This window comes from Modestobacter versicolor (genome assembly GCF_014195485.1).
Lineage (GTDB): Bacteria > Actinomycetota > Actinomycetes > Mycobacteriales > Geodermatophilaceae > Modestobacter > Modestobacter versicolor.
This window is the reverse complement of record NZ_JACIBU010000001.1, coordinates 2,450,871-2,475,647: the sequence shown is the minus strand read 5'-3', so window position 1 is coordinate 2,475,647 and position 24,777 is coordinate 2,450,871. Positions and strand designations below refer to the sequence as shown.

22 protein-coding genes are annotated in these 24,777 nt (G+C 75.9%); 4 read left to right on the top strand and 18 right to left on the bottom strand.

Annotated elements, in window-relative coordinates:
- Positions 1 to 37: 37 nt before the first annotated feature.
- The 6 genes from FHX36_RS12130 to FHX36_RS12105 form a co-directional block, all read right to left on the bottom strand.
- Entirely contained in the window at positions 38 to 724 is a 687-nt protein-coding gene (locus tag FHX36_RS12130; RefSeq protein WP_110553760.1) for an ABC transporter ATP-binding protein, read from the bottom strand.
- The gene (locus tag FHX36_RS12125) at positions 721 to 1,464 is read right to left on the bottom strand and encodes an ABC transporter ATP-binding protein (RefSeq protein ID WP_110553762.1); all 744 of its coding nucleotides are present in this window, start codon (positions 1,462 to 1,464) and stop codon (positions 721 to 723) included. Before FHX36_RS12125 ends, FHX36_RS12130 begins: the two co-directional genes overlap by 4 nt.
- 12 nt (positions 1,465 to 1,476) lie before the next feature.
- Positions 1,477 to 2,046, bottom strand: a complete 570-nt coding sequence (locus tag FHX36_RS12120) for a TetR/AcrR family transcriptional regulator (protein WP_220036057.1) — start codon at positions 2,044 to 2,046, stop codon at positions 1,477 to 1,479.
- 65 nt (positions 2,047 to 2,111) lie between these two features.
- Entirely contained in the window at positions 2,112 to 2,879 is a 768-nt protein-coding gene (locus tag FHX36_RS12115; RefSeq protein WP_220036058.1) for an ABC transporter permease, read from the bottom strand.
- Entirely contained in the window at positions 2,876 to 3,598 is a 723-nt protein-coding gene (locus FHX36_RS12110) for an ABC transporter ATP-binding protein (protein ID WP_110553764.1), read from the bottom strand. The genes FHX36_RS12115 and FHX36_RS12110 overlap by 4 nt, the downstream gene beginning before the upstream one ends.
- A gap of 117 nt (positions 3,599 to 3,715) precedes the next feature.
- Positions 3,716 to 4,687: an NAD(P)/FAD-dependent oxidoreductase gene (locus FHX36_RS12105; RefSeq protein WP_343056600.1), complete on the bottom strand. Its 972-nt coding sequence runs from the start codon at positions 4,685 to 4,687 to the stop codon at positions 3,716 to 3,718.
- 91 nt (positions 4,688 to 4,778) lie between these two features.
- Between FHX36_RS12105 and FHX36_RS12100 the strand changes: the two genes are divergently transcribed.
- Complete coding sequence (locus FHX36_RS12100; protein WP_343056599.1) at positions 4,779 to 5,585, top strand: TrmH family RNA methyltransferase; 807 nt, start codon at positions 4,779 to 4,781, stop codon at positions 5,583 to 5,585.
- 36 nt (positions 5,586 to 5,621) lie between these two features.
- On the opposite strand, the gene FHX36_RS12095 is transcribed toward FHX36_RS12100, so the two are convergent.
- The 4 genes from FHX36_RS12095 to sepH form a co-directional block, all read right to left on the bottom strand.
- Positions 5,622 to 6,095: a YflT domain-containing protein gene (locus FHX36_RS12095; RefSeq protein ID WP_258372769.1), complete on the bottom strand. Its 474-nt coding sequence runs from the start codon at positions 6,093 to 6,095 to the stop codon at positions 5,622 to 5,624.
- A gap of 199 nt (positions 6,096 to 6,294) precedes the next feature.
- Positions 6,295 to 8,187, bottom strand: coding sequence for an ABC transporter ATP-binding protein (locus FHX36_RS12090; RefSeq protein ID WP_110552555.1), 1,893 nt, complete (start codon positions 8,185 to 8,187; stop codon positions 6,295 to 6,297).
- Entirely contained in the window at positions 8,184 to 9,998 is a 1,815-nt protein-coding gene (locus tag FHX36_RS12085) for an ABC transporter ATP-binding protein (RefSeq protein WP_110552554.1), read from the bottom strand. Before FHX36_RS12085 ends, FHX36_RS12090 begins: the two co-directional genes overlap by 4 nt.
- Positions 9,999 to 10,052: 54 nt before the next feature.
- On the bottom strand, positions 10,053 to 11,015 hold the full coding sequence (gene sepH, locus FHX36_RS12080; RefSeq protein ID WP_110552553.1) for a septation protein SepH: 963 nt from the start codon (positions 11,013 to 11,015) through the stop codon (positions 10,053 to 10,055).
- Between the two features lie 290 nt (positions 11,016 to 11,305).
- Here sepH and FHX36_RS12075 point away from each other — a divergent pair, with 290 nt between their 5' ends.
- The 3 genes from FHX36_RS12075 to FHX36_RS12065 all read left to right on the top strand — a co-directional run bounded on the left by FHX36_RS12075 (position 11,306) and on the right by FHX36_RS12065 (position 16,642).
- Positions 11,306 to 13,090 carry an N-acetylglutaminylglutamine amidotransferase gene (locus tag FHX36_RS12075; RefSeq protein WP_110552552.1) on the top strand — a complete coding sequence of 595 codons (1,785 nt, stop codon included), beginning with the start codon at positions 11,306 to 11,308 and terminating at the stop codon, positions 13,088 to 13,090.
- A 111-nt stretch (positions 13,091 to 13,201) separates the two neighbouring features.
- Entirely contained in the window at positions 13,202 to 15,061 is a 1,860-nt protein-coding gene (locus tag FHX36_RS12070; protein WP_110552551.1) for a S9 family peptidase, read from the top strand.
- Positions 15,062 to 15,151: 90 nt separating this feature from the next.
- Positions 15,152 to 16,642 (top strand): circularly permuted type 2 ATP-grasp protein, encoded by a 1,491-nt coding sequence (locus FHX36_RS12065; protein WP_110552550.1) that lies wholly within the window; start codon positions 15,152 to 15,154, stop codon positions 16,640 to 16,642.
- Here FHX36_RS12065 and galE read toward each other — a convergent pair.
- The 8 genes from galE to FHX36_RS12025 are packed head-to-tail and all read right to left on the bottom strand — an operon-like array spanning position 16,639 to position 24,728.
- Positions 16,639 to 17,622, bottom strand: a complete 984-nt coding sequence (galE, locus tag FHX36_RS12060; protein ID WP_183513764.1) for a UDP-glucose 4-epimerase GalE — start codon at positions 17,620 to 17,622, stop codon at positions 16,639 to 16,641. The genes FHX36_RS12065 and galE overlap by 4 nt on opposite strands.
- Positions 17,619 to 18,338, bottom strand: coding sequence for a PIG-L deacetylase family protein (locus FHX36_RS12055; RefSeq protein ID WP_110553464.1), 720 nt, complete (start codon positions 18,336 to 18,338; stop codon positions 17,619 to 17,621). The genes galE and FHX36_RS12055 overlap by 4 nt, the downstream gene beginning before the upstream one ends.
- Entirely contained in the window at positions 18,338 to 19,546 is a 1,209-nt protein-coding gene (locus tag FHX36_RS12050; RefSeq protein ID WP_110553465.1) for a glycosyltransferase family 4 protein, read from the bottom strand. Before FHX36_RS12050 ends, FHX36_RS12055 begins: the two co-directional genes overlap by 1 nt.
- Positions 19,543 to 20,373, bottom strand: a complete 831-nt coding sequence (locus tag FHX36_RS12045; protein ID WP_181428877.1) for a sugar phosphate isomerase/epimerase family protein — start codon at positions 20,371 to 20,373, stop codon at positions 19,543 to 19,545. The genes FHX36_RS12050 and FHX36_RS12045 overlap by 4 nt, the downstream gene beginning before the upstream one ends.
- Entirely contained in the window at positions 20,370 to 21,815 is a 1,446-nt protein-coding gene (locus tag FHX36_RS12040) for a YcaO-like family protein (RefSeq protein WP_110553466.1), read from the bottom strand. Before FHX36_RS12040 ends, FHX36_RS12045 begins: the two co-directional genes overlap by 4 nt.
- Entirely contained in the window at positions 21,812 to 22,696 is an 885-nt protein-coding gene (locus FHX36_RS12035) for an MBL fold metallo-hydrolase (protein ID WP_181428878.1), read from the bottom strand. The genes FHX36_RS12040 and FHX36_RS12035 overlap by 4 nt, the downstream gene beginning before the upstream one ends.
- Positions 22,693 to 23,697, bottom strand: coding sequence for a Gfo/Idh/MocA family protein (locus FHX36_RS12030; protein WP_183513763.1), 1,005 nt, complete (start codon positions 23,695 to 23,697; stop codon positions 22,693 to 22,695). The genes FHX36_RS12035 and FHX36_RS12030 overlap by 4 nt, the downstream gene beginning before the upstream one ends.
- Positions 23,694 to 24,728 (bottom strand): methyltransferase domain-containing protein, encoded by a 1,035-nt coding sequence (locus FHX36_RS12025; protein ID WP_183513762.1) that lies wholly within the window; start codon positions 24,726 to 24,728, stop codon positions 23,694 to 23,696. The genes FHX36_RS12030 and FHX36_RS12025 overlap by 4 nt, the downstream gene beginning before the upstream one ends.
- Between the last annotated feature and the right edge of the window lie 49 nt (positions 24,729 to 24,777).

Here is a 24,777-nt window from a genome sequence, read left to right as displayed (position 1 = left end):
CGGTGAGCCGGGCTGCTGAGCTCATGGGTGAGCTCGCTCACCGGGGCCGCCCCTCGGTGATCACGCCGTCGCGCATCGACAGCACCCGGTCGGCGCGGGACCAGGCCAGCTCGTCGTGGGTGGCGATCAGCACCGCCGATCCCTCGCGGGCGGCGTCGACCACGGCGTCCAGCAGCCGGTCGGCGTGCCCGCGGTCCTGGTGGGCGGTGGGCTCGTCGGCCAGCAGCACCGCGGGGCGCAGCAGCAGCGCCCGGGCCACGGCGGCCCGCTGCTGCTCGCCGAGCGAGGCCTGGTGCGGGTAGCGGTCGGCCAGGTGGGTGAGCCCGAAGTCGGCCAGCAGCGCGTCGGCCCGCGACCGGGCGGCCGCGTGCGTCCGGCGCAGCCGGGCCGGCAGCAGCACGTTGTCGGCCAGGCTGAGGTCGGTGACCAGCCCCAGCGCCTGCGGCACCAGCGCGAGGTTGCGCCAGCCGAGCGTCTCCGGACGGCGGTCGGCGAGCGGGCCGAGGTAGGACAGCTCGCCCTCGTCGGGGGTCTCCCAGCCGCAGAGCAGCGCCAGCAGGGTGCTCTTGCCCGAGCCGGACGGGCCGACGAGCGCGACGAACTCCCCGGCGTCCACCCGCAGGTCGACCCCCGCCAGCGCGGTGACGGTCTCCGAGCCGCGGGCGAAGCGCTTGACCAGGCCGACCCCGGCCAGGCCGCCGGCCGGCTGCCGCCGCCCGGTCACGGGACCAGCCGGCCGTGGTCGAGCCGGACGAAGCCGTCGGCGATCGCCATCACCCGGGGGTCGTGGGAGGAGAGGACGAAGCCGACGCCGGCCTGGGCGAGGTCCTCCATCGCCGTCAGCACCCGCTCGGCCGCGGCGGTGTCGAGCTCCGCGGTGGGCTCGTCGGCGACCACCAGGGCCGGGTCGCCGACGACGCCGCAGGCCACGGCCAGCCGCTGCTGCTCCCCGCCGGAGAGCTGCCCGGGCAGGTGGTCGGCGCGCTCGCGGAGCCCGAGCCGGTCGAGCAGGTCCAGCGCCGCGCTCTCGGTGACCGGGGCGCCGCGCAGCGAGGCGGCCAGCCGGACCTGGGCGACCGCGTCGAGGTAGGGGAGCAGGTTCTCGCCGGGGCGCTGGAACAGGTAGGCGACCTGGCGCTGCCGCAACCGTCGGCGGGCCCGCGGCCGCAGCCGGTCGACGCGCTGCCCGGCGACGAGCACCTCGCCGGTGTCGGGGGAGTCGATGCAGGCCAGCAACCGCAGCAGCGAGGACTTCCCCGACCCGGACGGCCCGACGACGACGGTGACCCGGGCGCGCGGGATCGACAGCGAGACGTCGACCAGCGCCGGCACCGACTCGCTCGCCGTCCGGTAGGTCTTGCCGACGCCGCGGCAGACCGCCGCCGGCTGCTCCGCGGAGGCGGCGCCGAAGACCGGGTCGGCCAACGGGTCGGCGGCGAACTCGAATGCCTCCGGACCGCTCATCGAGGCGAGAGCCTAAGGGGTGCCCGGCACCATCCCGCGCAGGTCGACGTCGCCGGTCAGGTATCGCTGGACGGTGGGCCCGACGGCCGCGGCCAGCTCGTCGGCGGAGGCGGAGGCGAGCGGTTCCACCTGCAGCACGTAGCGGCCCATCACCACCCCGATCAGCTGGGAGGCCACCAGGGAGCCGCGTGCCTGGGCCTCGGCCGGGGAGAGGCCCAGCGTGCCGACCACCCGCCGCAGGACCTGGGACACCAGGAACTCGCGGAGCAGCCGGGCGGCCCACTCGTTGCTGACCGCCGAGCGCACCAGCGCGAGCCCGGCGGCGCGCGCGGGGCCGTCCCAGACCCGCAGCAGCAGCCGGACGACGTTGGCGCCGAGGTCCGCCGTCCCGCCGGCCAGCAGCTCGGGCAGCAGGTCCGCCGGGTCGGCGGGAGCCTCGATCGCGGCCAGGAAGAGCTTGTCCTTGCTGCCGAAGTAGTGGTGCACCAGCGCCGGGTCGACGCCGGCCGCGGTGGCGATGACCCGGATGGAGGCGCCGTCGAACCCCTTCTCGGCGAAGGCGGTGCGCGCCGCGGCGAGCACCGCCTCCCGGGTGTCGGGGTTGCCGGGCCGGCGCCCGGTGGGCCGGGCGCGGCGTGCGGGCTGGCTCAGCTGGTCCTCCTCCGCAGGGTGGCCGCCGCCAGCCCGAGGGCCAGCAGCGCGGCGCCGGCGACGACGCCGACGTCGACCCACATGGTGCCCGTCGCCTCGGGGGAGCGGCCGACCTCCTGCAGGGCCTCGACGGCGTAGGTCAGCGGGAGGGCGTCGCTGACCGCCTGCAGCCAGCCGGCCAGCTGCTCGCGCGGCACCAGCAGCCCGCACAGGAAGAACTGCGGCAGCACGACCACCGGCATGAACTGCACGGCCTGGAACTCGCTGCGGGCGAAGGCGCTGGCGAGCAGGCCCAGGGCCACCCCGAGCACGGCGTCGACCACCGCGATCAGCACGACGAGGGCCAGCGGGCCGGCGACGTCCAGGTCGTACACCGTGGTCGCGACCGTCACCGTGACCAGCGCCTGCACCGTCGCGGCGAGCCCGAAGGCGGCGCCGTAGCCGAGCAGCAGGTCGGGCCGGGACAGCGGCGTGGTGAGCAGCCGCTCGAGGGTGCCCGAGGTGCGCTCGCGCAGCATCGCGATGCTGGTGACCAGGAACATCACCACGAACGGGAAGACCCCGAGCATGGTGAGACCGATCCGGTCGAACACCTCGGGCGCCTCGGGCGGGGTCGGCACGTCGGCCCAGACCAGGTACAGCAGCCCGAGCAGGGCGCTGGGCAGCACCAGCATCATCGCCACGGTGCGGTGGTCGTGCCGCAGCTGGCGCAGCACCCGGCCGGCCGTGGCGGTGGTCAGCGCGGGGCTCAGCGCGGTGGTCACGCCGCCACCTCCTGCGTCTCCCGGACGAGCGCCAGGAACGCCTCTTCCAGGTCGTCGGTGCCGGTGCGGGCGCGCAGCTCCGCGGGCGTGGAGTCGCTGAGCAGCCGGCCCTCGCGCAGCAGCAGCAACCGGTCGCAGCGGGCGGCCTCGTCCATCACGTGGCTGGACACGACCAGCGTCGTCCCGGCCGCCGCGAGGGCGTGGAACCGGCTCCACAGCTCCACCCGCAGCACCGGGTCCAGGCCGACGGTCGGCTCGTCGAGCACCAGCAGCTCGGGCTCGGCGACCAGCGCGCAGGCCAGCGACGCCCGCCCCCGCTGGCCGCCGGAGAGGTCCTCGACCAGCTGGCCGGCCGCCTCGGACAGCCCGACGTCGGCGACCGCGGCGTCGGCCGCCGCGGTGCCCCGCCCGTACAGGGCGGCGAAGTAGCGGGCGTTCTCCCGCACGGTCAGGTCGGCGTAGACGCTGGGCGCCTGGGTGACGTAGCCGACCCTGGAGCGCAGGTCGGCGGCGCCGGCCGGCCGGCCGAGCACGGTGACCTCGCCGGACTGCACCTGCTGCACGCCGACGACCGCGCGCATCAGCGTGCTCTTCCCGCTGCCGCTCGGACCCAGCAGGCCGGTGACCCGGCCCGCCGGGACGGTGCAGCCCACCTCGTGCAGGACCCGGCGCGCACCGCGGTGCACGACCAGGTCGGTGACGGTGACAGCGGCGTCCATGACGGCCTCCCAGCAACTCAACGGGTGATGAACTCAACGCTAGATGAGTTGCTGAGGCAGCGCAAGACGCCCGGCTGCGCGGTGCGCGTCAGAGCCGGGTGGTGCTCGCCGGTCGGGTCAGCCCGGCAGCTGCCCGGCCAGCTCCCGGCCGAGCGCGTCACCGGACCGCCAGGCGCTCTCCACCTTCGACGGGGCCGACCAGCCGTCGCCGCAGCGGCCGATCCCGGCGTCGAGGCCGAAGGGCGCCGACCGCGGCTCGGCCGGCTTGGCGAACGTCCAGCGGTGCACGTGCGTCCACTGCGGGTCGGCGTCGATGCCGAGCAGGGCCCGGACCGCCGCCACCACCGCGGGGGCCGCGCCGTCGGGGTCGTCGAGGTGCTCGGCGGCGAGGGCCGGGGTGGTGTGCGCGACCAGGACCGGGGCGCCGTCGCCGCGCCGGTCGCCGTCGTCGGCCAGCCACTCCAGCACCGGGGAGTCGTGCACGAAGACGCCGTGCAGGTCCGCCGGCCAGCGGCGGTCGGGCCAGCCCAGGGCCACGGACAGCGAGGGCTGCCAGCCGGCGTCGGCGGCCCCCTCCGGCGTGCCCACCAGGCGATCGGCCTGCGGGTCGGGCATCGCCAGCACGACGGCCGCCGCCGGCTCGCCGTCGACCCGGGGGCCCGGGGTCACGGCCTGGACCGTGCGCTCGAGCTGCACGTCGAGGCCGGTGGCCAGGTCGACCACCAGGCTGCGCAGCCCACCGGCCGTGCCGTACCGCACCGGCCCGGTCGTCGTCCGCTCGATGCCGCCGGGACCGGCGACGGCGAAGGTGTCGGTCCACGGCCGGGCCAGGCCGCGCTCGACCCAGCCGGCCACGACCGGGGCGAAGGGCGACCCCTCGCCGGCGGTCAGGTAGGACGCGCCGAGGTCGACCACCCGGCCGTGCAGGGTGCGCCCGCCCATCCGCCCGCCGAGCCGGCGCCCCCGGTCGACCAGCCGCACCGGCCGGCCCGCACCGGCCAGTGCCCGGGCGCAGGCCACGCCGGAGATCCCGCCGCCCACGACGATCGTCGTGCCCTCGTTGTCCACGTCGCCGATCCTGCGGGGCACGACGGGATGGCGCGCGGCGAGGCGCCCCGGGGTCTGACGTCTCGCGGGGTGCCCGGCCGCGGCCGGGGGAGCGGCGGGGATGATCGTCGCCGTGCCTGCGCCCGAGCTGATCACCGACCCGGGCGACGAGCGGGTCGCCGACTTCCGCGACCTGCACGCCGGCGACCGGCCCGCGGGCACCGCGCGCGGCACCGGGCCGGTCATCGTGGAGGGCGTGCCGGCGGTGGAGCGGCTGCTCGCCTCGCCGTACCCGGTGCGCGCCGTCTTCGGCATCCCCGGCCGGGTCTCCGCCCTGGACCTGCCCCCCGGGGTGGCCGCCTACGAGGCGGACAAGTGGGTGCTCTCCGAGGTGATCGGCTTCCGGCTGACCCGGGGCGTGCTGGCCTCGGCCGACCGGCTGCCCGCGCCGGACCTGGACGCGCTGATCAGCGGGCCCGACCCGGCGGCACCGCGCCGGCTGGCCGTGCTGGAGGGCCTCAACGACCACGAGAACATCGGGTCGATCGCGCGGTCGGCGGTGGCGCTCGGCATCGACGCGCTGCTGCTCGACCCGCACTGCGCCGACCCGCTGTACCGGCGCTGCGTGCGGGTGTCCATGGGCCACGTGCTGACGCTGCCGATCGCGGTGCTCGGCGACTGGCCCGGTGGCCTGGACCGGCTGCACGACGCGGGCTACCGGACGGTGGCGCTCACCCCGGCCGAGGACGCCGTGGACCTCACCGACGTCGACCCGCGGGCGCACCCGCGCACGGCGGTGCTGCTGGGGGCCGAGGGGCCGGGGCTCACCCGGGAGGCCCAGCAGGCGGCCCAGGTGCGCGCCCGGATCCCGATGCGCAGCGGCGTGGACTCGCTCGGGGTGGCCGCCGCGGCCGCCGTCGCCTTCGCCACGCTGCGCTGAGCGGCCCCCGTGCCCGGAGGGCGCGGGGGCCGTCGTTCAGCCGCGGAGCGAGAGCTTGGCGAGCTCCGCGCGGGCCTGCTCGGCCACCTGGGGGGCGCAGAGCACGTCGTAGCGGCCGGCCACGATCTGGCTGGTGCTGGTGAAGTCGCGCTTGCCCTGGGAGGCCGCGTACCCGACGGCGCCGAACACGGCGCCGAACACCAGGCCGATCAGCAGGCCGGACACGACCGAGCCGATCCAGTCGGCACCGTCGGTGGCGAAGATGCCGAGCAGCAGGCCGACGAAGAGGCCGAACCAGGCACCGCTGGCGGCACCGGCGCCGATCGCGCGGCCCCAGCTGAGCCGGCCGGTGACCCGCTCGACCTGGCGGAGGTCGCTGCCGATGATCGTCACGTTCTCGACGGGGAACTTCTCGTCGGAGAGGAAGTCGACCGCCCGCTGGGCCTGCTGGTAGTTGTCGAAGGACCCGACCTGCACGCCGCCGAGGGGCATGGACACCGATGCTGACACGTCTGTCTCCGTTCCGGACCGGCCTGCTGGTGGCGGCCGGACGATCCGGCTGCCACTCGTGTCACCAGGACGACGACCGGCCCACTACCCGAAACGATCTTCCTGGACACCCTGTTCCCCTGGTGACGTGCTGGAACGGCTCCCTCGCAGGGGCCCGGCCCGAGCGGAGCGAGGGTCGGGGGGCGAGGGGGTCCTTCTTCTAGACCAGGCTGTCGGCCCAGGCGCGGTGCAGGTCGGCGAACCGGCCGGTGCCGGCGACCAGGTCGGCGGGGGACCCGTCCTCGACCACCTCGCCGGCCTCCATCACCAGCACCCGGTCGGCGAACTCCACGGTCGACAACCGGTGGGCGATGATCAGCGCCGTCCGGTCGGCGAGCAGCGTCTGCAGCGCCCGCTGGACCAGCCGCTCGCTGGGGACGTCGAGGGAGCTGGTGGCCTCGTCGAGCACCAGCACCGCCGGGTCGGCCAGGAAGGCGCGCGCGAAGCTGACCAGCTGGCGCTGCCCGGCGGACAGCCGGCCACCGCGCTTGCGGACGTCGGTGTCGTAGCCCTCCGGCAGCGCGCGGATGAAGGTGTCCGCGCCGATGGCCCGGGCCGCCTCCTCCACCTCGGCGCGGGTGGCCTCGGGCTTGCCGAACAGGATGTTGTCGGCGATCGAGCCGCTGAACAGGAAGCTCTCCTGGGTCACCATCACCACGGCCCGGCGCAGGTCGGCGTCGGCGAGCCGGGCCAGCGGGACGCCGTCGAGCCGGACCTCGCCCTCGACCGGGTCGTAGAACCGGGCCGCCAGCCGGGCCAGCGTGGACTTGCCGGCGCCGGTCGCGCCGACGAGCGCCACGGTCTGCCCGGCCGGGATGACGAGGTCCAGGTGCGGCAGCACGGTGGCGCCTCCGTAGCCGAACCGGACACCGTCGAACACCACCTCGCCGGCCGTCGGGTGCGGCAGCGGGTGCGGGTCGGCCGGCTCGGGCACGCCGGAGCGCTCCTCGAGCACCCCGGAGAGCTTCTCCAGCGCCGCGCTGGCCGACTGGTAGCTGTTGTAGAACATCGCGATGTCCTGCAACGGGTCGAAGAACCGGCGCAGGTAGAGCAGGAAGGACACCAGCACGCCGACCGCCAGGTCGCCGTCCATCACCCGCAGCGCGCCGTAGCCCAGCACGGCGACGGTGATCAGGTTCCCGATCATCGTGACCGCCGGGATGAACACGGCGATCAGCCAGAAGGCGCGGTGCTGGGCCTGCCGGTTGTCCTCGTTGAGCTGGGCGTGCAGCTCGTCGTTGCGGCCCTCCCGGCGGAACGCCTGCACCGCGCGGATGCCACCGAAGGTCTCGGTGAACTGGACGATGAGCGCGGCGATCGTCTGCCGGGTGCGCCGGTAGGCGATCGTCGAGTTGCGCTGGAACCAGCGGGCGAGCAGGTACAGCAGCGGGAAGCCCAGCAGCGCGATCAGGCCCAGCGGCCAGTCGAGGACGACGAGCACGACGCCGATGGTGAGCACGCTGAACAGCGCGGTGAGCAGGCCGTCGAGCCCCTCGTCGAAGAGGTCGGCGAGCGCCTCGACGTCGCTGGTCAGCCGGCTGATCGTCTTGCCGGAGGTGTAGCGCTCGTGGAAGGCCAGCGGCAGCTGCTGCACGTGGCCGAGCACCCGCCGGCGCAGGGTGAGCAGCACCGCCTGCCCGACCCGCCCCGAGCCGATCAGGAACCGGTAGCGGAGCACGGTGTCGACCGCGGCGGCGGTGACCATGGCCAGGGTCGTCCAGACCAGCGGCCACGGGTCGTCCTCCAGCAGCGCCGGGACGGCGTGGTCGATGCCGACACCGACCAGGAACGGCCCGGCCAGCCAGGCGAGGTTCTGCACGGTGATCGTGCCCAGCAGCAGCCACAGCGCCCGGCGGTGCGGGCGGAGCAGCTGGCCGAGCAGCCGGCGGGAGCGGCCGCGCAGGAAGGAGCTCGCCGAGGCGGTGAGCTCGTCGGTGTCCTCGCCGGCGACGCCGCGCCAGTCGGCGTGCTGGTCCGGGGTGGTCGTGCCGTGCGCGTCGGCGGGCGCGCCGGACCCGGTGGCGGCAGCGGCCCCCGTGCCGGGGGTGGTCATCGGCTGCCCGCCTCGCTCAGCTCCGGCCCGGCGAGGCCGGTCAGCCCGGCCAGCTCGGACTCCGAGGACAGCAGCGCCCGGTAGGCGGGCACCTCGGCGAGCAGGTCGGAGTGCCGGCCCACCGCGGTGATCCGGCCGTGCTCGAGCAGCGCCACCCGGTCGGCGAGCATGACCGTGGACGCCCGGTGGGCGACGACCAGCGCGGTGGTCTCGGCCAGCACCTCGCGCAGCGCCCGCTCGACGAGCGCCTCGGTGTGCACGTCGAGGGCGGAGAGGGGGTCGTCGAGCACCAGCACCGACGGGCGGCCCAGCACCGCCCGGGCCAGCGCGAGCCGCTGCCGCTGCCCGCCGGACAGCGACAGCCCCTGCTCGCCGATCCGGGTGTCCAGCCCCCACGGCAGGTCGTGCACGAAGTCGGCCTGGGCCACCCGCAGCGCCTCGGCGACCTCGTCGTCCGTGGCGTCGGGCCGGCCCAGCGCCACGTTCTCCCGGACGCTCATCGAGAACAGCGTCGCCTCCTCGAAGGCGGTCGCCACCACGGTGCGCAGCTGGACCAGCGGCAGGTCGCGGACGTCGTGGCCGTCGAGGGTGACCCGGCCGGCGGTGACGTCGAAGAGCCGGGCGACCAGGGCGGTCATCGTCGTCTTGCCCGAGCCGGTGGCCCCGACCAGCGCGACCGTCTCACCGGGCGCGACGTCGAGGTCGACGTCGGCGAGCACCGGGTCGCCGGCGCCGGGGAACCGGAAGCCGACGTGCTCGAAGCGCAGCCGGGCCGGCGTGCCGACCGCCTGCGGGCGGACCCCGGGGGCATCGGTGACGGTGAGCGGGGCGTCGAGCAGCTCGCCGATCCGGTCGCAGGCGCTGGCGGTCTCCTGCGCCTGGGCGAGCAGGAAACCCAGGCTCAGGATCGGCCAGAGCAGCACGGTGAACAGCGTGACGAAGCCGACCAGCCCGCCGACGGTGAGCGCACCACTGCCGACCGCCAGCGACCCGCCGACCAGGATGACCGCCAGGGTGATCTGCGGGTGGAACTCGAACAGGCACCAGATCAGCGCGAGGGTGCGCACCTTGTCCAACTGCAGGTCGCGCAGCCGCTGCGCCTTGCGGTCGTAGCGACCGAAGACCAGGCCGCTGCGGCCCAGGGACTTGACCACCCGGATGCCCTGCACGGCCTCCTCGACGTCGGTGGCCAGCTCGCCCTGCTCGTCCTGCACCAGCCGGGACTGGGTGTTGTAGCGCTTCTCCCAGCGCAGCCCGTACCAGGTCAGCGGCAGGGTGGTGACCAGCACCGCGACGCCCAGCGGCCAGTAGGTGACCAGCAGCAGGACACCGACGACGGCGCAGGTGATCAGGTTGACCACCAGGAAGACCGCGCCGAAGCCGACGAACCGCCGGATGGTGGAGACGTCGGAGGTGGCCCGGGACAGCAGCTGCCCCGACGACCAGCCCTCGTGGAAGGCGACCGGGAGCCGCTGCAGCCGCTGGTAGAGGGTGTCGCGCAGGTCGCGCTCGATCTGCAGGCTGCTGATGTTCATCGCCCAGCGGCGGAGGAAGAACAGCGCGGCCTCGGCGATGCCGAAGGCGAGCGCCAGCGCCAGCAGGGGGACCAGCCCGGCCCGGTCGCCGTCGGCGATCGGGCCGTCGACGACGTCCTGGGTGATCAGCGGGATCGCCAGCTGGGTCAGGGTGGCGAGCAGGGCACCGACGAAGGTGAGCGCGACCAGCCCGCGGTAGGGGCGGGCGAAGGGCCAGAGCCGGGCCAGCGACGAGAGCCGCCCCCGGTCGTCGGGGGCGGCGGGGGTCTCGGTCATGACCCCAGCAGGCTATGCCGGGACCCGGACGGTCTCCGAACGCATTACCGCCGATCAGCGGTGGCGGCGGACCCCGAAGACGATGTCCTCCCAGGCCGGGATGCGGGCCCGCGGGTCCTCGGTCTCGCCGTCGGCCAGCCGGCCGAGGACGACGGTGTCCTGGGTGTCCGGGTCGATCTCGTCGTCGTACGGGCTGGCGTAGGCCGGGCGCGGGGCCGCGTCCGGGCCGTCGTCGCCGGAGAGCAGCACGTCGACCGGGTTGCCGTCGGCCGGGACGACGTTGCGCACCTCGGCGTCGTCCTCGTCCGCCGGCCGGTCCTCGGGGTCCAGCTCCTCGGCGTCGGTGAGCTCGTCGGCGTCGTGCAGCACCGAGACCGAGCGGCGGGAGATCGGCGCCGCGGGCAGGCCGACCGGCACGTCGGGCACGACGCGGACCAGCCGGGTGCCCTCGGCGAAGTCCATCGTGGTGGCGTCGACCGGGGTGACGGTGCGGGCCGGGATGTCGTAGCTCCAGCGGGTCGTGCCGGACTTGTGGCCGGCCCGCCAGGCGGCGCGCACCTGCCAGGTGCCGTCCTCGCTGCGGTGGGCGTCCCAGCGGACGGCGTCCAGGTCGGCGCCGAGCAGCCGGAGCCGCTCGGACATGAACTGCTCCAGCGGCACGCTCGGGGTGCCCTCGGAGAGCCGGACGCGCGCGTCCCGGGCCTGCTCGGCCACGCGGGCGCGCTCCTGCAGCACCGGGTGGGCGAAGCGCATGATCCGCTCGACCTTGGTGCCGGAGGAGTGCGCGACCTGCTCCGGGCTCTCCCCGGCCCGGATCCGCGCCTGGATGACCCGCGGGGGCAGGTCGTCGGCGGGGGCGGCCGGCTGCTGGGGGGCGTCGCCGCGCAGCAGGGCGCGCAGCCGGTCGTCGACCGGCAGCTCGAAGCGCTCGCCGTCGTCCGTCGAGTCGGGCGCGTCCGCGACGAGCACCAGGTGCTCGCCGTCCTCGGAGAGCGCCACGAGGCGCAAGGAGCGCATGGGGACGACCTCCAGCAGGGGTTCGGTACGGGTCCGGGGGAGCGGACCGCTCCAACGCTATCCGCGCGTCCCGGGAGCCGTGCGGCCGACACGCCCTGTCCGGCGCGTCGGCTCGACAGCGGGCCCCGCGGCGTCCTCGGCGACGGTGCGCGTGCGGTCGCAGGCGGTGACGCGAGCCACGACAATGACCCCTTCGGTGCCCCGGGCGGCCCCGCGGTCACCTGCTGGAAACAGTGCGGGGGCATCGTGGGGAGCCGTCCGGCGCAACCACTGCTCAGGGAGGGGCGCACGTGTGCGGCATCTCGGGTGAGGTCCGGTTCGACGGCGGGGTCGCCGACATGGCGGCGGTCAGCGCGATGTGCGACCAGCTGCAGCGGCGCGGCCCCGACGGCTCCGGTGGCTGGCAGTCCGGCCCGGTCGCGCTCGGCCACCGGCGGCTGAAGATCATCGACCTGACCGACGCGGGCGCGCAGCCGATGGTCGACGCCGAGCTCGGGCTGACCATGGTCTTCAACGGGATCATCTACAACTACCGGGAGCTGCGCGCCGAGCTGCAGGGCGCCGGGTACCGCTTCTTCTCCACCTCCGACACCGAGGTGGTGCTCAAGGCCTACCACCGCTGGGGCGCGGCCTGCGTCGAGCGCTTCTTCGGGATGTTCGCCTTCGCCGTGGTCGAGCGGGAGTCCGGCCGGGTGGTCATGGCCCGCGACCGGCTGGGCATCAAGCCGCTCTACCTGTCCCGCGGGCCGGGCCGGGTGCGGTTCGCGTCGTCGCTGCCGGCGCTGGTCCGCGCCGGCGGGGTCGACACCAGCATCGACCCGGTCGCGCTGCACCACTACATGTCCTTCCACGCGGTGGTCCCCGCACCGCGCACGATCCTGGCCGGGGTCGGCAAGCTGCCCCCGGCCACGGTGCGCACCTACGAGCCCGACGGCCGCGAGTCCGACTGGGAGTACTGGCGGCCGGTGCACGAGCGCCGGGCCGAGTTCGCCGACCTGCACCCGGTGGAGTGGCAGGAGCGGGTGCTGGAGCAGCTGCGCGTCGCCGTCCGCCGTCGGATGGTCTCCGACGTCCCGGTCGGGGTGCTGCTCTCCGGCGGCCTGGACTCCAGCCTGATCGTCGGGCTGCTGGCCGAGGAGGGGCAGAAGGGCCTGGCGACGTTCTCCATCGGGTTCGAGGCGGTCGGCGAGCGGTCCGGCGACGAGTTCGCCTACTCCGACGTGGTCGCCGAGACCTTCGCGACCGACCACCACCGGCTCCTGGTGCCCACCGCCGAGGTGCACGCCGGGCTGGACGGCGCGATCGGGGCGATGAGCGAGCCGCAGACCAGCCACGACGCGGTCGCCTTCTACCTGCTGTCCCAGCAGGTCAGCCAGCACGTCAAGGTGGTGCAGAGCGGGCAGGGCGCCGACGAGGTGATGGCCGGGTACGACTGGTACCCGCCGCTGGACGGCGTCCCGGTCGGTGACGCCGTCGACGCCTACGCCAGCGTCTTCGTCGACCGGCCGCACAGCGAGCTCGCCGCCGTCCTGGCCGAGCGCTGGCTGACCACCGAGGACGTCAGCCGCCAGTTCGTCGCCGACCACTTCGCCCGCCCGGGCGCGGAGACGACGCTGGACCGGGCGCTGCGGCTGGACTCGACGATCATGCTGGTCGACGACCCGGTCAAGCGGGTGGACAACATGACGATGGCGTGGGGCCTGGAGGCCCGGGTGCCGTTCCTGGACCACGAGTTCGTCGAGCTGGCCGCCGCCGTCCCGCCGGAGCTCAAGCTGCTGCACGGCGGCAAGGGCGTGCTCAAGGACGCCGCCCGCAAGGTCATCCCGGCCGACGTGATCGACCGGCCCAAGGGCTACTTCCCGGTGCCGGCGATCATCGACCTGCACGGCGAGTACCTGGAGACGGTGCGCGCGGCGCTGCACGCACCCGAGGCGCGCGAGCGCGGGCTGTTCCGGACCGAGTACGTCGACCGGTTGCTGGCCGCGCCCAACGCCCACCGCACCACGCTGGGGTCCAACCAGCTGTGGCAGGTCGGCCTGCTCGAGCTCTGGCTGCAGCGGCACGGGATCCGCTGACGCCACCCCGGGCGCACCGTCGCGTCAGGGGTCGGGACCACACTGCCGATGCCGGGGGACGACGTCGTCCACCGGGTGCCCCGCACCGCCGTGACCTGCCGAGGAGGTGACATGACCGACGCACTGCGCACCACGGGCCTGCCCACCGGCGTCCGCCTGGCCCTCGCCGAGATCGCCGGCGCCTCCGGCGCCTGGTGCCCCGCGCTCGCGCCGACCGGCGACCGGGTGGCGTACGTGAGCGACCGCTCCGGCCTGCCGCGCCTGGAGGTCGCCACCCTGGACCAGCAGACGCCGCCGGCGGTGCTGTCCGGTGCGGAGGAGGAGGTCGTCTCGGTCGCCTGGTCGCCGGACGGCGAGTGGCTGGCCTACCTGGTCAGCCCCGGCGGCTCGATCTGCGCCCAGCTGTGGGCGGTCCGCCCCGACGGCACCGACCGGCACCTGGTCGCCGGTGACGACCCCCGGTCCACGGTCTTCGCCGGGGGCTGGACCGCCGGCTCCGGCCACTACGTCTGCTCGATCGCGCCCGGCGACGGCCCCGGCGCCGACGTCGTCCTGGTCGACGTGGTCAGCGGTGCCCGGCGCACGCTGGCCTCCGGCGGCTTCCTCTCGGTCACCGCTGTCTCCGCCGACGAGCGCACCGTGCTGGCCCGCCGCGGGCCGCGCGGGCACCGGCACGTCGTGCTCGTCGACGTCGCCAGCGGCGAGCAGCGGCGCGTCATCCCGCTGGGCTCGCCCGGTGGGGCGGCGTCCGAGGACGGCCGGTTCGCCCCCGACCTGGGCGCGGTCTACCTGCGCGCCGGCCTGCCGGGCCGTCCGGGACTTCCCCGCAGCGACCGCACCGGGCTGGTCCGGGTGCCGCTGAGCCCGGAGCGCGTGCCGGGCCCGGCGGAGGTGCTGGTGTCCCGGCCGGACGCCGACCTCGACGCCTACGCGGTGCGCGCCGACGGCACGGTCGTCTGCGTCTGGAACGCCGACGGCAGCACCGAGCTGGAGCTCCGCGACCTCGCCGACGGCGGCCTGGTGCGCGCCGTCCCGCTGCCGCAGCCGGTGATGCCGGGCTGGTCGCTGTCCGGCGACGGCCGCACCCTGCTGGCCGAGCTCACCGGCCCGCTCGCGCCGCGCTCGCTGTGGCTGGTCTCCCTGGACGGCGCCGCGGAGCCGCAGCCGCTGCCCTCGACGCCGCGCCGGCCCGACCCGCACCTGCTGGTGACCCCGGAGCACTGCCGGTACCTGGCGCACGACGGCACCGAGCTCGACGGCTGGCTCTACGTCCCGCCGGGGGTGCACGGGCCGAACCGCACCGTGGTCAGCTTCCACGGCGGCCCGGAGGGGCAGGAGCGGGCGGGCTACCACCCGGTCGCCCAGTCGCTCGTCGCCGCCGGGCTGACCGTCTTCGCGCCGAACGTCCGCGGCTCCGGCGGTCACGGGGCGGCGTTCATGGCCGCCGACGACCTCGGCGCCCGGGAGGCCTCCTTCGACGACGTCCCGGCCACCGTCGAGCACCTGGTGCAGGCCGGCATCGCGCTGCCCGGTCAGATCGGCGCGCACGGCTGGTCCTACGGCGGCTACCTGGCGCTGGTGGCGCTCACCCGCTGGCCGGAGCTGTTCGCCGCCGGCGCCACGCTGGCCGGGATGAGCGACCTGCGCACCTTCTTCGCCGGCACCGAGCCGTGGATGGCGGCCGCCTCGGTCACCGAGTACGGGGACCCGGTCACCGACCGGGACATGCTCGCGTCGATCAGCCCGATGACGGCGCTCGACCGGCTCACCGCCCCGGTGCTGCTGTGCCACGGCGACCGGGACACCAACGTCCCGGTGCTGGAGTCGATCCAGGCGCACCAGGAGCTCACCGCGCTCGGGGCGCCCGCGGAGCTGCTGCTGCTCAGGGGCGAGGGTCACACGATCGTGGGACGGGACAACCTGCTGCACCTGTCGGAGCGGGTGGCCGAGTGGTTCGATCGATGGCTGTGAAGGCGACGGGCGAGTGAGCATCGCAGGGAGCGCCAGCGACCGAGGCGCGGAGCGACCCCGGAGCCGAACCATCGAGGCTGTGACCAAGCGATGACCGGGAGCGCCGGCGTCTTCGCCCGGTACCCCGGTTCCGCCGGGGACGAGGCGGTGGGCCCGGACGGCTCGGTGCGCGAGGCCTACGGGCCCGTCGCGCAGGTGCTCGACGGTCTCGGCGGGGTGGGGGTCGCCGCCGTCGTCGGCGCGATCGCCCAGGAGCGCCGGATGCGCGGCGTCGTCTTCGGGGCCTTCGTCGACGGCCGGCTGGTCGAGCGCCCGTTCCCGCTCTGCCCAGTGCCGCGGGTGCTGTCGGCCGCCGACTGGGCGCACCTGTCCGCCGGCGTCGAGCAGCGCACCCGGGCGCTCAACGCCTTCCTCGCCGACGTCTACCGGCCGGCCGGCCGGCGGCGCACCGACCCCGACCAGCACCCGGAGGTGGTCCGCGCCGGGATCGTGCCGCCGTGGATCGTGGCCGCCAGCCCCGGGCTCCGGCCGGGCGCCGTCGGCCTGGCCGCACCCGGTCAGCCGCGGATCACCGTCTCGGGGCTGGACCTGCTGCACGGGCCCGACGGCTGGGTGGTGCTCGAGGACAACCTGCGGGTGCCGTCGGGGATCGGGTACGCGCTCACCAACCGGGACAGCGGCCGGGCCGCGCTGCCGCAGCTCTACGCCGACGCCGAGGCCGCCGGGCTGGTCGACCCGGGGGAGTCGATCGCCCTGCTCCGGGCCGCGCTCGCCGACGCGGCCCCGCCCGGCTGCCCCGGGGTGCCGCAGCTCGGGCTGCTCACCGACGGCCCGCACAACTCGGCCTGGTTCGAGCACCAGCTGCTCGCCGAGGCGCTGGGCATCCCGGTCGTCACCCCGGACACGCTGTGGCCGACGCCGGCCGGCGGGGTGGCGGTGCAGGTCGACGGCGAGCGGGTGCCGGTCGATGTCCTGTACCGGCGGTTCGACGAGGCCGACCTGGGGTCCCACCTGACCCCCAGCGGCACCCCGGTCGACGTGCTGCTCGGCGAGGCGGTGCGCGCCGGGAAGCTGGCGCTGGCCAACGTGCCGGGCAACGGGGTGGCCGACGACAAGGCCACCTACCGCTACGTGCCGGAGATGATCCGCTTCTACCTCGGCGAGGAGCCGGTGCTGGCCACCGTGCCCACCTGGCTGCTGGCCGACGACGACGACCTGGCCGCGGCGCGCGACCGGCTGCACGAGCTGGTCGTCAAGCCGGTCGACGGGTACGGCGGCCAGGGGGTGGTGTTCGGGCCGCTCTGCTCGGCCGCCGAGCTGGCCGAGCTGCAGGCCGAGGTGCTCGCGACCCCGCACCGGTTCGTCGCCCAGGAACCGGTCGACTTCTCCACGGTGCCCACCGTCGTCGACGGCCTGGTCGTGCCGCGGCGGGCCGACCTGCGGGTGTTCGCCGTGGCCGGGTCGACGACCCAGGCGCTGCCGGCGCTGCTGACCCGGGTGGCGCTCGCCGAGGGGTCGCTGCTGGTCAACTCCAGCCAGGGCGGCGGCAGCAAGGACACCTGGGTGCTGCCCCCGGCCTAGCCCCGGACGGCGTCGGCCGACAGCCGGCGCCAGGCGGTCCAGGCGCTGCCGACCATGTCGTGCAGGTCGCGCCGGGCGGTGAAGCCGAGCTCGCGCCGGGCGTGGCCGACCGCGGCGACCACGCTCGCCGGGTCGCCGGGCCGGCGGCCGGCCACCGTGGGCGTGGTGTCCGCACCGGTCACCTCGGCGACCACCCGCAGCACGTCGCGCACGCTGCAGCCGACCCCACGGCCGACGTTGTAGGTGCCCCCGGGGGAGCCGGCGGTCAGCGCCCGGGCCGCGGCGAGGTGGGCGGCCGCGACGTCGGCGACGTGCACGTAGTCCCGCACGCCGGTGCCGTCCGGCGTGGCGTGGTCGTCGCCGAGGACCACCGGCGGGTGGCCGGCGTCCAGGGCGGCGAAGACCAGCGGCACGAGGTTGGCGGCGCCGGTGTCGCCGAGCCGGGGGTGCGCGGCGCCGGCGACGTTGAAGTACCGCAGCGAGGTGGCGGCCAGCCCCCACGCGGCGGCGCAGTCGCGCAGCAGCCACTCGCCGGCCAGCTTGGTGCGCCCGTAGGGCGACAGCGGCCGGCACGGCGCGTCCTCGGGCACCGGGTCGACGTCGGGCGTGCCGTAGACGGCGGCGCTGCTGGAGAACACGAACCGGGTGACGCCCTTCGCCCGGCAGCCCTCCAGCAGGGCGACCAGGCCCGCCACGTTCTCGGCGTAGTAGGTGAGCGGGTCGGCGACGGACTCGGCGACCTGCTTCTTGCCCGCGACGTGCACCACGCCCCGGACCCCGTGCTCGCGCAGCACCCGGCGGACCAGCCCCCGGTCGCGGACCGAACCGACGACCAGCGGCACCGCGGGCAGGCCGTCGAGCCGGCCGGCGTCCCCGGTGGAGAGGTCGTCGAGCACGACCACCCGCTCCCCGGCCGCCACCATCGCGTGCACGACGTGCGCCCCGATGTAGCCGGCACCGCCGGTGACCAGCCAGGTCATGCCCCGGCCTCCGCGCCGGCCAGCACGGCGAGCGCGGCAGGACCGGCCAGCAGCGGCTCCGGCGACCCGGCCAGCGCCGCGCGCATCCCCGCCTCCCCGCCGAACTGGAAGCCCAGCTGGGTGGCGTAGCAGGCGCAGGCGGCCGCCCGCCGCCCGGCGTCCTGCGGCAGCTCGACCGGGGACAGCCCGCCGGGCAGGTCGGCCCCGGGCGCCGCGTCGGGCTCGCGGAGCACGTAGGGGCTGTCCCGCCACCACAGCGTCGGGCGGTCCAGCGCGGCGACCGCGCGCAGCACCTGGACGTGGTCGACGTGGCCGCCCAGGGCCTGCGGCGCCAGCCAGAGGTCCGCGGTGAGCCCGGCCAGCCGGTCGGCGACCTCGCGCCACACGTCGTCGCCGGGGTGGACGCCGGCGAAGAGGTCGGGGGCGCTGGTGTAGCCGCGGTGCGGCGCCTCGGGCAGGTCGAGGTCGACCGCGGCGACGCCGAGCACCGCCGTCGCCGCGGTGTTCTCCGCCCGGCGCAGCGCCATGTAGTCGGCGTCGGCGGGCAGGCCCTTGTCCAGCTGGCAGGCCAGCGCGAACCCGGTGGGGTCGGGCACGCTGCGGGTGAAGCAGGTGACCACGGTGACCTCGTGCCCCGCGCCGGCCAGCGCGGCGAGGGTCGCGCCGGCGGAGAACGCGGCGTCGTCCAGGTGCGGGCTGACCGCGAGCACGCGCATCAGAGCAGGTGCGCCGCGGCCCGGAACCGGCACGTCGGGTCGGCCGTCGCGGGCAGCTCCCAGTCCAGGTCCGGGGCGGTGCCGGCCAGCCCGGTGCAGACCTCGTCGATGCTGCGGGCCAGCACCGGCCACGAGTAGAGCCGGCGGACCTCCTCCAGCGCGGTGGTGGCCAGCCGGCTGCGCAGCTCGGCGTCGGACAGCAGCCGGTCCAGCTCCTTGCGCAGCCCGGCGACGTCGCCGGGTTCGTGCAGCAGCCCGTTCTCCTCGTGCCGCAGGCAGTCGACGACGCCGACGCTGTCGGTGCTCACCGTGGGCAGCCCGCTGGCCATCGCCTCCAGCAGGGTGTTGCTGAACCCCTCGCTGTAGGTGGGGCTGACGAACACGTCGGCCGTGCGGTACACCGCCGGCGCCTCGTCGGGCGGCACGTAGCCGAGGAAGGTGGTGCGGCCGTCGGCGCGCGCCCTCGCCTCGTCCAGGTCCGGGCCGATGCCGGAGACGACGAGCCGGACGCCGTCCGGCAGCGCCTCGAGCAGGTCGAGCACGCCCTTGCGCCGGTCGACCCGGCCGTGGAAGAGCAGCACCGGCGGGTCGCCGAGGCTGCCCAGCGGGCGGTCGCCCGGGGTGAACCGGCCGGTGTCGGTCGCGCCCGGCACGATCGTGAAGCGGGCCGGGTCGGTGCCGAGGTTGCCCACCACCTCGTCGCGGAAGCTGGCGCTGCCGATCAGCGCCGCGCCGGCGTGGTCGAGCACCGTGCGCATGGCCTCGGCGTGCGTGCCGCAGCAGGTGCCGACCCAGTGGCCGTCGCCGCCCTGGATGCTCACCAGGTTCGGCACCCCGGTCCGCCGCGACGCCTCGAGCACCGCCAGGCCCGGCGGGTAGCCGTACTGGGCGTGCAGCACGTCGAAGGGCCGCTCGGCGTGCAGGCCGACGACGGTGCGCACGATCTCCTCGATGTCGCCCTCCCAGTCGGCCGGGACGACGGTCTCGCCGCGGCTGGGCAGCGCGTGCACCTCGACCCCGGCCGGCACCCGGTCGGCGGGCGGCGGGCCACCGCCGTAGACCCGGGTGCCCGCCTCGTCGTCGCGGTACTGGCTGACCAGCACCACCTCGTGGCCCAGGGCGACCAGCTCGCGGAGCAGGTTCTCGGCGTAGACGCTCATGCCGCTGACCGCCGGCCAGTAGCGGCGGCTGACGAAGCAGATCCTCATCCCTCGGCCTTCCTGAGCAGTTCGATCGAGCGGGGCACCATCTGGTGCGCCCGGTGGCCGTCGCGGGACAGCTCGAGCGTCACCAGCCGGTCGTAGCCGGTGCCGCGCAGCGCGGCGAGCACCGCGGGCAGGTCGACGTCGCCCTCGTCGAGGGGCAGGTGGTCGTGCACGCCGCGGCGCATCCCCTCGACGGCGACCGTGCCCAGCTGCGCGGCGAAGGCGGTGACCGCCTCCTCGGGGGCGTACCGGCCGCTCACCACGCAGTGCCCGGTGTCCAGCGCCAGGGTCAGGCCCGGCACCTCGGCGGCGAGCGCCGCCCAGTCGTCGGCGTCCTCGACGAGCATCCCCGGCTCGGGCTCGACGGCCAGCGCGTAGGACCGGCCGCCGTGGCTGTCGACCAGCGCCCGGACACCGTCGACCAGCCACCCCCGGGCCTGGTCGCGGTCGACGCCGGGCTGCGGCACGCCGGCCCAGAAGCTGACCGCCTCGGCCTGCAGCACCTCGGCCAGGTCGCAGGCCAGCCGCAGGTAGGCCAGCCGGCGGTCCCGGCCCTCCGGGGTCGGGTTGACCAGGGTGGGCTCGTGCTTGACCCGCGGGTCGAGCAGGAAGCGCGCGCCGGTCTCCACGACGACACCCAGGCCGAGGGCGTCGCAGCGGGCGCGCACCCGCTCGGCCTGGGCGAACGCGTCCTCCGCGAACGGGTCGAGGTGGTGCACGTCCAGGGTCAGCGCCACGCCCGCGTAGCCGGTGTCGGCCAGGAACGACAGCGCGTCGTCCAGCCGGTGCGACGTCAGCCCGTTGGTGTTGTAGGCGTAGCGCAGGCTCATGACGCCACCGCCAGCGCCGCGACGTGCCGGCCGGGTTCGCGGTACAGCGCGTACAGCTCGCCGACCACGCGGTCGGCACCCGCCCGGTCGAACCAGGCCGGCCCGCCCAGCCGCTCCTCGGCCTCCGCCGTGAGGTGCACCCGCGCCCAGCCACCCGGGTCGGCGCCCACGGCGGCGAGCCCGCCGCCCGGGGCGTCGCCGCGCTCCAGCAGCCGCCGCACGCCGTGCTCACCGATCCGGCCGTAGGACATCGTCTCGGCCTCCAGCCCGGGCACGACCACCTTGGCCGCGACCGCCTCGCCCAGCGAGAGCTGCAGGTCGACCAGCACGTCCAGGCCCTCGGCGGCCAGCACCCCGGCCGGGTCACCGCCACCGGTGGGCAGCTCGGTGAAGGCGACCGTGCGGCGGTGCGAGAGCACCGAGCCGCGCAGCAGCTCGGTCAGCCGGTCGGTGCCCAGCCGGGTCCAGCCGAGCATCGCCTGCAGCGCACGGTCCTCCTCGACCATCCGCTCGGGCGGGTGCCCCTGCAGCCACTGGTCCAGGTAGCCCGGCGGGGTGGCGGCGGCGACGGCGTCCAGCGGGCCGTGCATGAACGCCTTGCGGCTGCGGGCGGCGGCGAACTCGAACAGCGCCTTGCGGACGGCGGCGTCCCGGTCGGGCGAGGCCGCCTCCCCGCAGGCGGTGACCATCATCGGGGCGGGCTCCGAGCTGTCCCGCGAGCAGCCGACGGCGTACACGTCGACCACCCCGTGCTCGGTGCTCGCCAGCTTGACCAGGACGTCGATGCCCGCGGCGTCGAGCCGGTCGAGCAGCGCCAGCGCGTCCGGGTCGTGCAGCCCGGCCAGGTCGACGACCACGCCCTGGTCCATCGCCCGGAAGGTGGTGGCGTTGCCGTCGCGCTGCAGCAGCTCCAGCAGCGCGTGGGTGACCGCCCGGTCGGCGTCGAAGGCCGCGCCCTGCCCGTTGGTGAGGACCGTGGTGAGCCAGCCGCCGGGCGGTGGGTCGCCGGGCAGCTCCTCGGGCCCGGAGACCACCAGCTCGGCCGGGACCAGCACCTGCTCGCCGTCCCGGGTGCGGGTCATCGGCAGCCACTGCAGCGGCCGGTCGTCGTCGTAGGCGCTGCCGGCCTCCAGGCAGAGCGTGCGCGGGTCGGCCACCCGGTCGCGGCCCTCGGTGCGGGCGAGCTCGCGGTACGAGCCGTGCACCCGGTCGAGGCCCTCGTGGGCGCGGATGGACAGCGCCATCTCCGCCATCTCGCCGAGCGCGCCGGTGCGGGCCTCCTCGCGGGTCGCGCCGTAGCCCAGCCCGCTGCCGCCGGGGTGCGCCGGCGAGGAGGGGAGGAAGGCGCTGTGCAGCGGCACGTCGAGGACGTCGAGCCCCTCGATCGCGAACTCCTGCACGCCCGCCGGGAAGGAGTCCAGGTAGCGCTGCGAGGTGCTCACAGCTCGGCCAGCGCGATCGGGGCGGCGTCCGGCCGGCCGGACAGCAGCCGCTGCACCAGGTGGACGACGTGGTCGGTGGTCACGCCCCGGACCAGCTCGAACGGCGTGGCCACGGCCTCGAAGTCCAGCTCGGCGACGACCGCCAGGTACTCGCGCAGCTCGCCGTGGGACAGCGGGATCTGGGCGTGGAAGGCCTTGTGCGCGGAGAGGCCGACCGGGTTGCCGTCGGCGTCCAGGTCGACCTTGAGCGAGTCGCCGCAGAACAGCACGCCGCGCCGGCTGTCGTGCAGCACCGAGTGGCCGGCGAAGTGGCCGCCGGTGCGGTGCAGGGTGAGGTCGGGGGCGAGCTCGAGGACGTCGTCGGCCGGCCAGGTCACCCGGAAGGCCTTGGTCCACTCCAGGTCGCGCACCCCGACGCAGACCGTCGCCGGCTCCAGCTCGAGCTGCAGCTGCCACAGCGCGCCGTAGCCGTGCACGTGGCTGGCGGCCAGCACGTCGAACCCGCCCTTCGCCGCGGACATCCGGCGCAGCTCGGCCAGCATCTCCGGCGTGTACCAGGGGGCGCACTCGAAGCCGACCAGCCCGGCGTCGGTCTCGATCACCCAGCCGCGGCTGTCCAGCCCGAACCGGGGCTCGGTGCCGAACTCGGTGATCCCGGCGACCGCGGTGGGCCGCCAGAAGCCGGTCACCAGCTCGTCGGCCTGCTTCGGCGTGACGAACTCGAAGCCGTGCTCGGGCAGCGCGTTGCGCACGTCGGCGCAGACCGGGCAGACCTGCGGGCCCGGTGCCGGCCAGCGCTGCCAGTGCCCGCAGTTGGTGCAGGCGAAGGCGGGCAGGTCCGGCAGCAGGCCGCGGTAGGGGTTGGTGTCGGCAGTGCTCACGGGGCGACTCCGGTGCGGTCGGTGGCGGTGTCGAGGGCCTGCACGAGCAGGCGGTGCAGGGCGAGGTCGCGGGCGGCCGGGTACGGCCAGGGCGCCGTCCCCCCGACCGCGGCGCTGAACGCGGCGAACTGGGCGGTGAACGGGTCGGTTCCGGCGAACGGGACGTCGACCGGCTCGGGGCGGAGCAGCGTGAGCGACCCACCGGCGGTCTGGCCCATCGTGTCGACGGCGACGGCCATGCCGCGGGTGCCGACCACCTCGAGCCGGCGGCGGGGGAGGGCGTCGGGGCAGTTGTAGGCGACGTGCAGGTCGACCAGCACGCCGTTCGCGGTGCGGCCGGCCAGCAGCGCGCCGTCGTCGACGCCGTAGGCCTGCACCCGGTTCTGCAGCAGCGCGGAGAGCTCGACGACGTCCTCGCCGAGCAGCACGCCGGCCAGGTCCAGGCCGTGCGGTGCCAGGTCGATCGCCGCGCCGCCGCCGGCCCGGGCGGGGTCGACCCGCCAGTTGTCGTGCGGGCCGCCGTCGGGTGACCAGTCGGCCGGCAGCCAGCAGCAGTAGACGACCCGGACGGCGGTGACCGTGCCCAGCTCGGGCACCAGCTCGCGCAGCCGGACGTGCGCGGGGTGCCAGCGCTGGTCGTAGGCGGTGCCCAGCAGGACGCCGGCCCGGTCGGCCGCGGCGACGGCGGCCTCCGCGTCGGCGACGTCGGCGGCCAGCGGCTTCTCGCAGAGCACCGCGAGCCCAGCGGCGGCCGCCGCCTCGACGACCTGCCGGTGGGCGGAGTTGGGCACGGCGACGTAGACCGCGTCCAGCCCGGGGGTGGTCAGGAACGCGGCCAGGTCGGTGGTGCGCTGCGCCTCGACCGGCATCCGGGCCATCGCGGCCGGGTCGCGGTCGTGCAGCGCGACCAGGTGGGCGCCGGGCGCCTGCAGCAGCGCGGGCAGCGCGTGGTCGCGGGCGACCCAGCCGCAGCCGGCGACGCCCCACCCGACGCCGGTCACCACTGCTCCGGCAGGTCGACCAGCAGCCGGCGGCGGGCGGCGTCGGCCGGCAGCGGCTCCGGCCAGCGCGCCGGCAGGTGCCCCGACCGCGGGCCGTACTCGGCGGCGTACCGCTCGCTGGGCCAGCGCAGCCCGCCGTCGACGTAGAGCGGGTTGGGGCGCAGCGGCCCGAGCGGCTCGCCCAGGTCGGCCGGTGCCGGCCCGCGGAGGTCGCCGGCGACCAGGCCGATCGCCTCGCTGCCGGCCAGTTCCTCGGCCGGCGCCGGGCGGGGCGCGCGGCGCTCCAGGAGCGAGCGGGTGAGCTCCGCGTCGTCGTAGAGCACGGTGGCCCCCAGCAGCCGGGCGTACTCGTCGGGCGGCAGCGGCGCGCCGTGCGGGTCGGCGACGTGCGCGTGGCCGACGACGACCGTGCCGCCGGGGCCGGCCAGCGCGTGCATCGCGGCCGCGGCGGCCGGCTTGTCGCGGAGGAAGTAGAAGGCGTCGTGGCAGGTGACGTACGCCGGCTGCGGCACGTGCAGGTCCGGTGCGGCGGTCAGGTCGGCGCAGACGTACCGCGCCCCGGGGCAGACGAAGCGCTGGGCGAGCCAGAGCTTGGACCACACGACGTCCAGGCCGAGCAGGTCGCGCACCCCGCGGCGGGAGAGCTCGCGCAGCTGGGTGCCGATGCCGCAGGCAACGTCGACCACCGGCCGGTCGCCGGGCCAGTGCTGCCCGACCAGGGCCAGCACGGCCAGGTGCGTGGGGTCGGACCAGCGGTGGGCGAAGTAGTCGCCGACCCGGCCCATGCCCAGCAGGGCCATCGCCTCGCGCAGGGTCGTCGCGGCCGGCACCCGGGCGAGCTGCTCGTCCGGGGGCGGCGGCTCGGTCCACCAGTCGTCGGAGTCGGCGAGCAGCGCCACCCGGGCCCGGTCGACCTCGCCGTCGGCCACCAGCCCGGCGACCCGGTCCCGGAGCTCCTCCCGCCCGGCGCGGGCGAACGGGATGCCGTCGACGACCGGCACGCCGGCCGTCGTGACCGTCGACGCGCTCACAGCATCACCGTTCGTTCCCGCGGCAGGCTCCGCTCCTCGCTCGTCCCTC

Bases quoted from the DNA above. Each gene is read 5' to 3' on its own strand.
- FHX36_RS12125 (WP_110553762.1), bottom strand. From the start codon at position 1,464: ATGAGCGGTCCGGAGGCATTCGAGTTCGCCGCCGACCCGTTGGCCGAC.
- FHX36_RS12110 (WP_110553764.1), bottom strand. From the start codon at position 3,598: ATGGACGCCGCTGTCACCGTCACCGACCTGGTCGTGCACCGCGGTGCG.
- FHX36_RS12090 (WP_110552555.1), bottom strand. From the start codon at position 8,187: ATGACCACCCCCGGCACGGGGGCCGCTGCCGCCACCGGGTCCGGCGCG.
- FHX36_RS12085 (WP_110552554.1), bottom strand. From the start codon at position 9,998: ATGACCGAGACCCCCGCCGCCCCCGACGACCGGGGGCGGCTCTCGTCG.
- sepH (WP_110552553.1), bottom strand. From the start codon at position 11,015: ATGCGCTCCTTGCGCCTCGTGGCGCTCTCCGAGGACGGCGAGCACCTG.
- FHX36_RS12070 (WP_110552551.1), top strand. From the start codon at position 13,202: ATGACCGACGCACTGCGCACCACGGGCCTGCCCACCGGCGTCCGCCTG.
- FHX36_RS12065 (WP_110552550.1), top strand. From the start codon at position 15,152: ATGACCGGGAGCGCCGGCGTCTTCGCCCGGTACCCCGGTTCCGCCGGG.
- galE (WP_183513764.1), bottom strand. From the start codon at position 17,622: ATGACCTGGCTGGTCACCGGCGGTGCCGGCTACATCGGGGCGCACGTC.
- FHX36_RS12055 (WP_110553464.1), bottom strand. From the start codon at position 18,338: ATGCGCGTGCTCGCGGTCAGCCCGCACCTGGACGACGCCGCGTTCTCC.
- FHX36_RS12050 (WP_110553465.1), bottom strand. From the start codon at position 19,546: ATGAGGATCTGCTTCGTCAGCCGCCGCTACTGGCCGGCGGTCAGCGGC.
- FHX36_RS12045 (WP_181428877.1), bottom strand. From the start codon at position 20,373: ATGAGCCTGCGCTACGCCTACAACACCAACGGGCTGACGTCGCACCGG.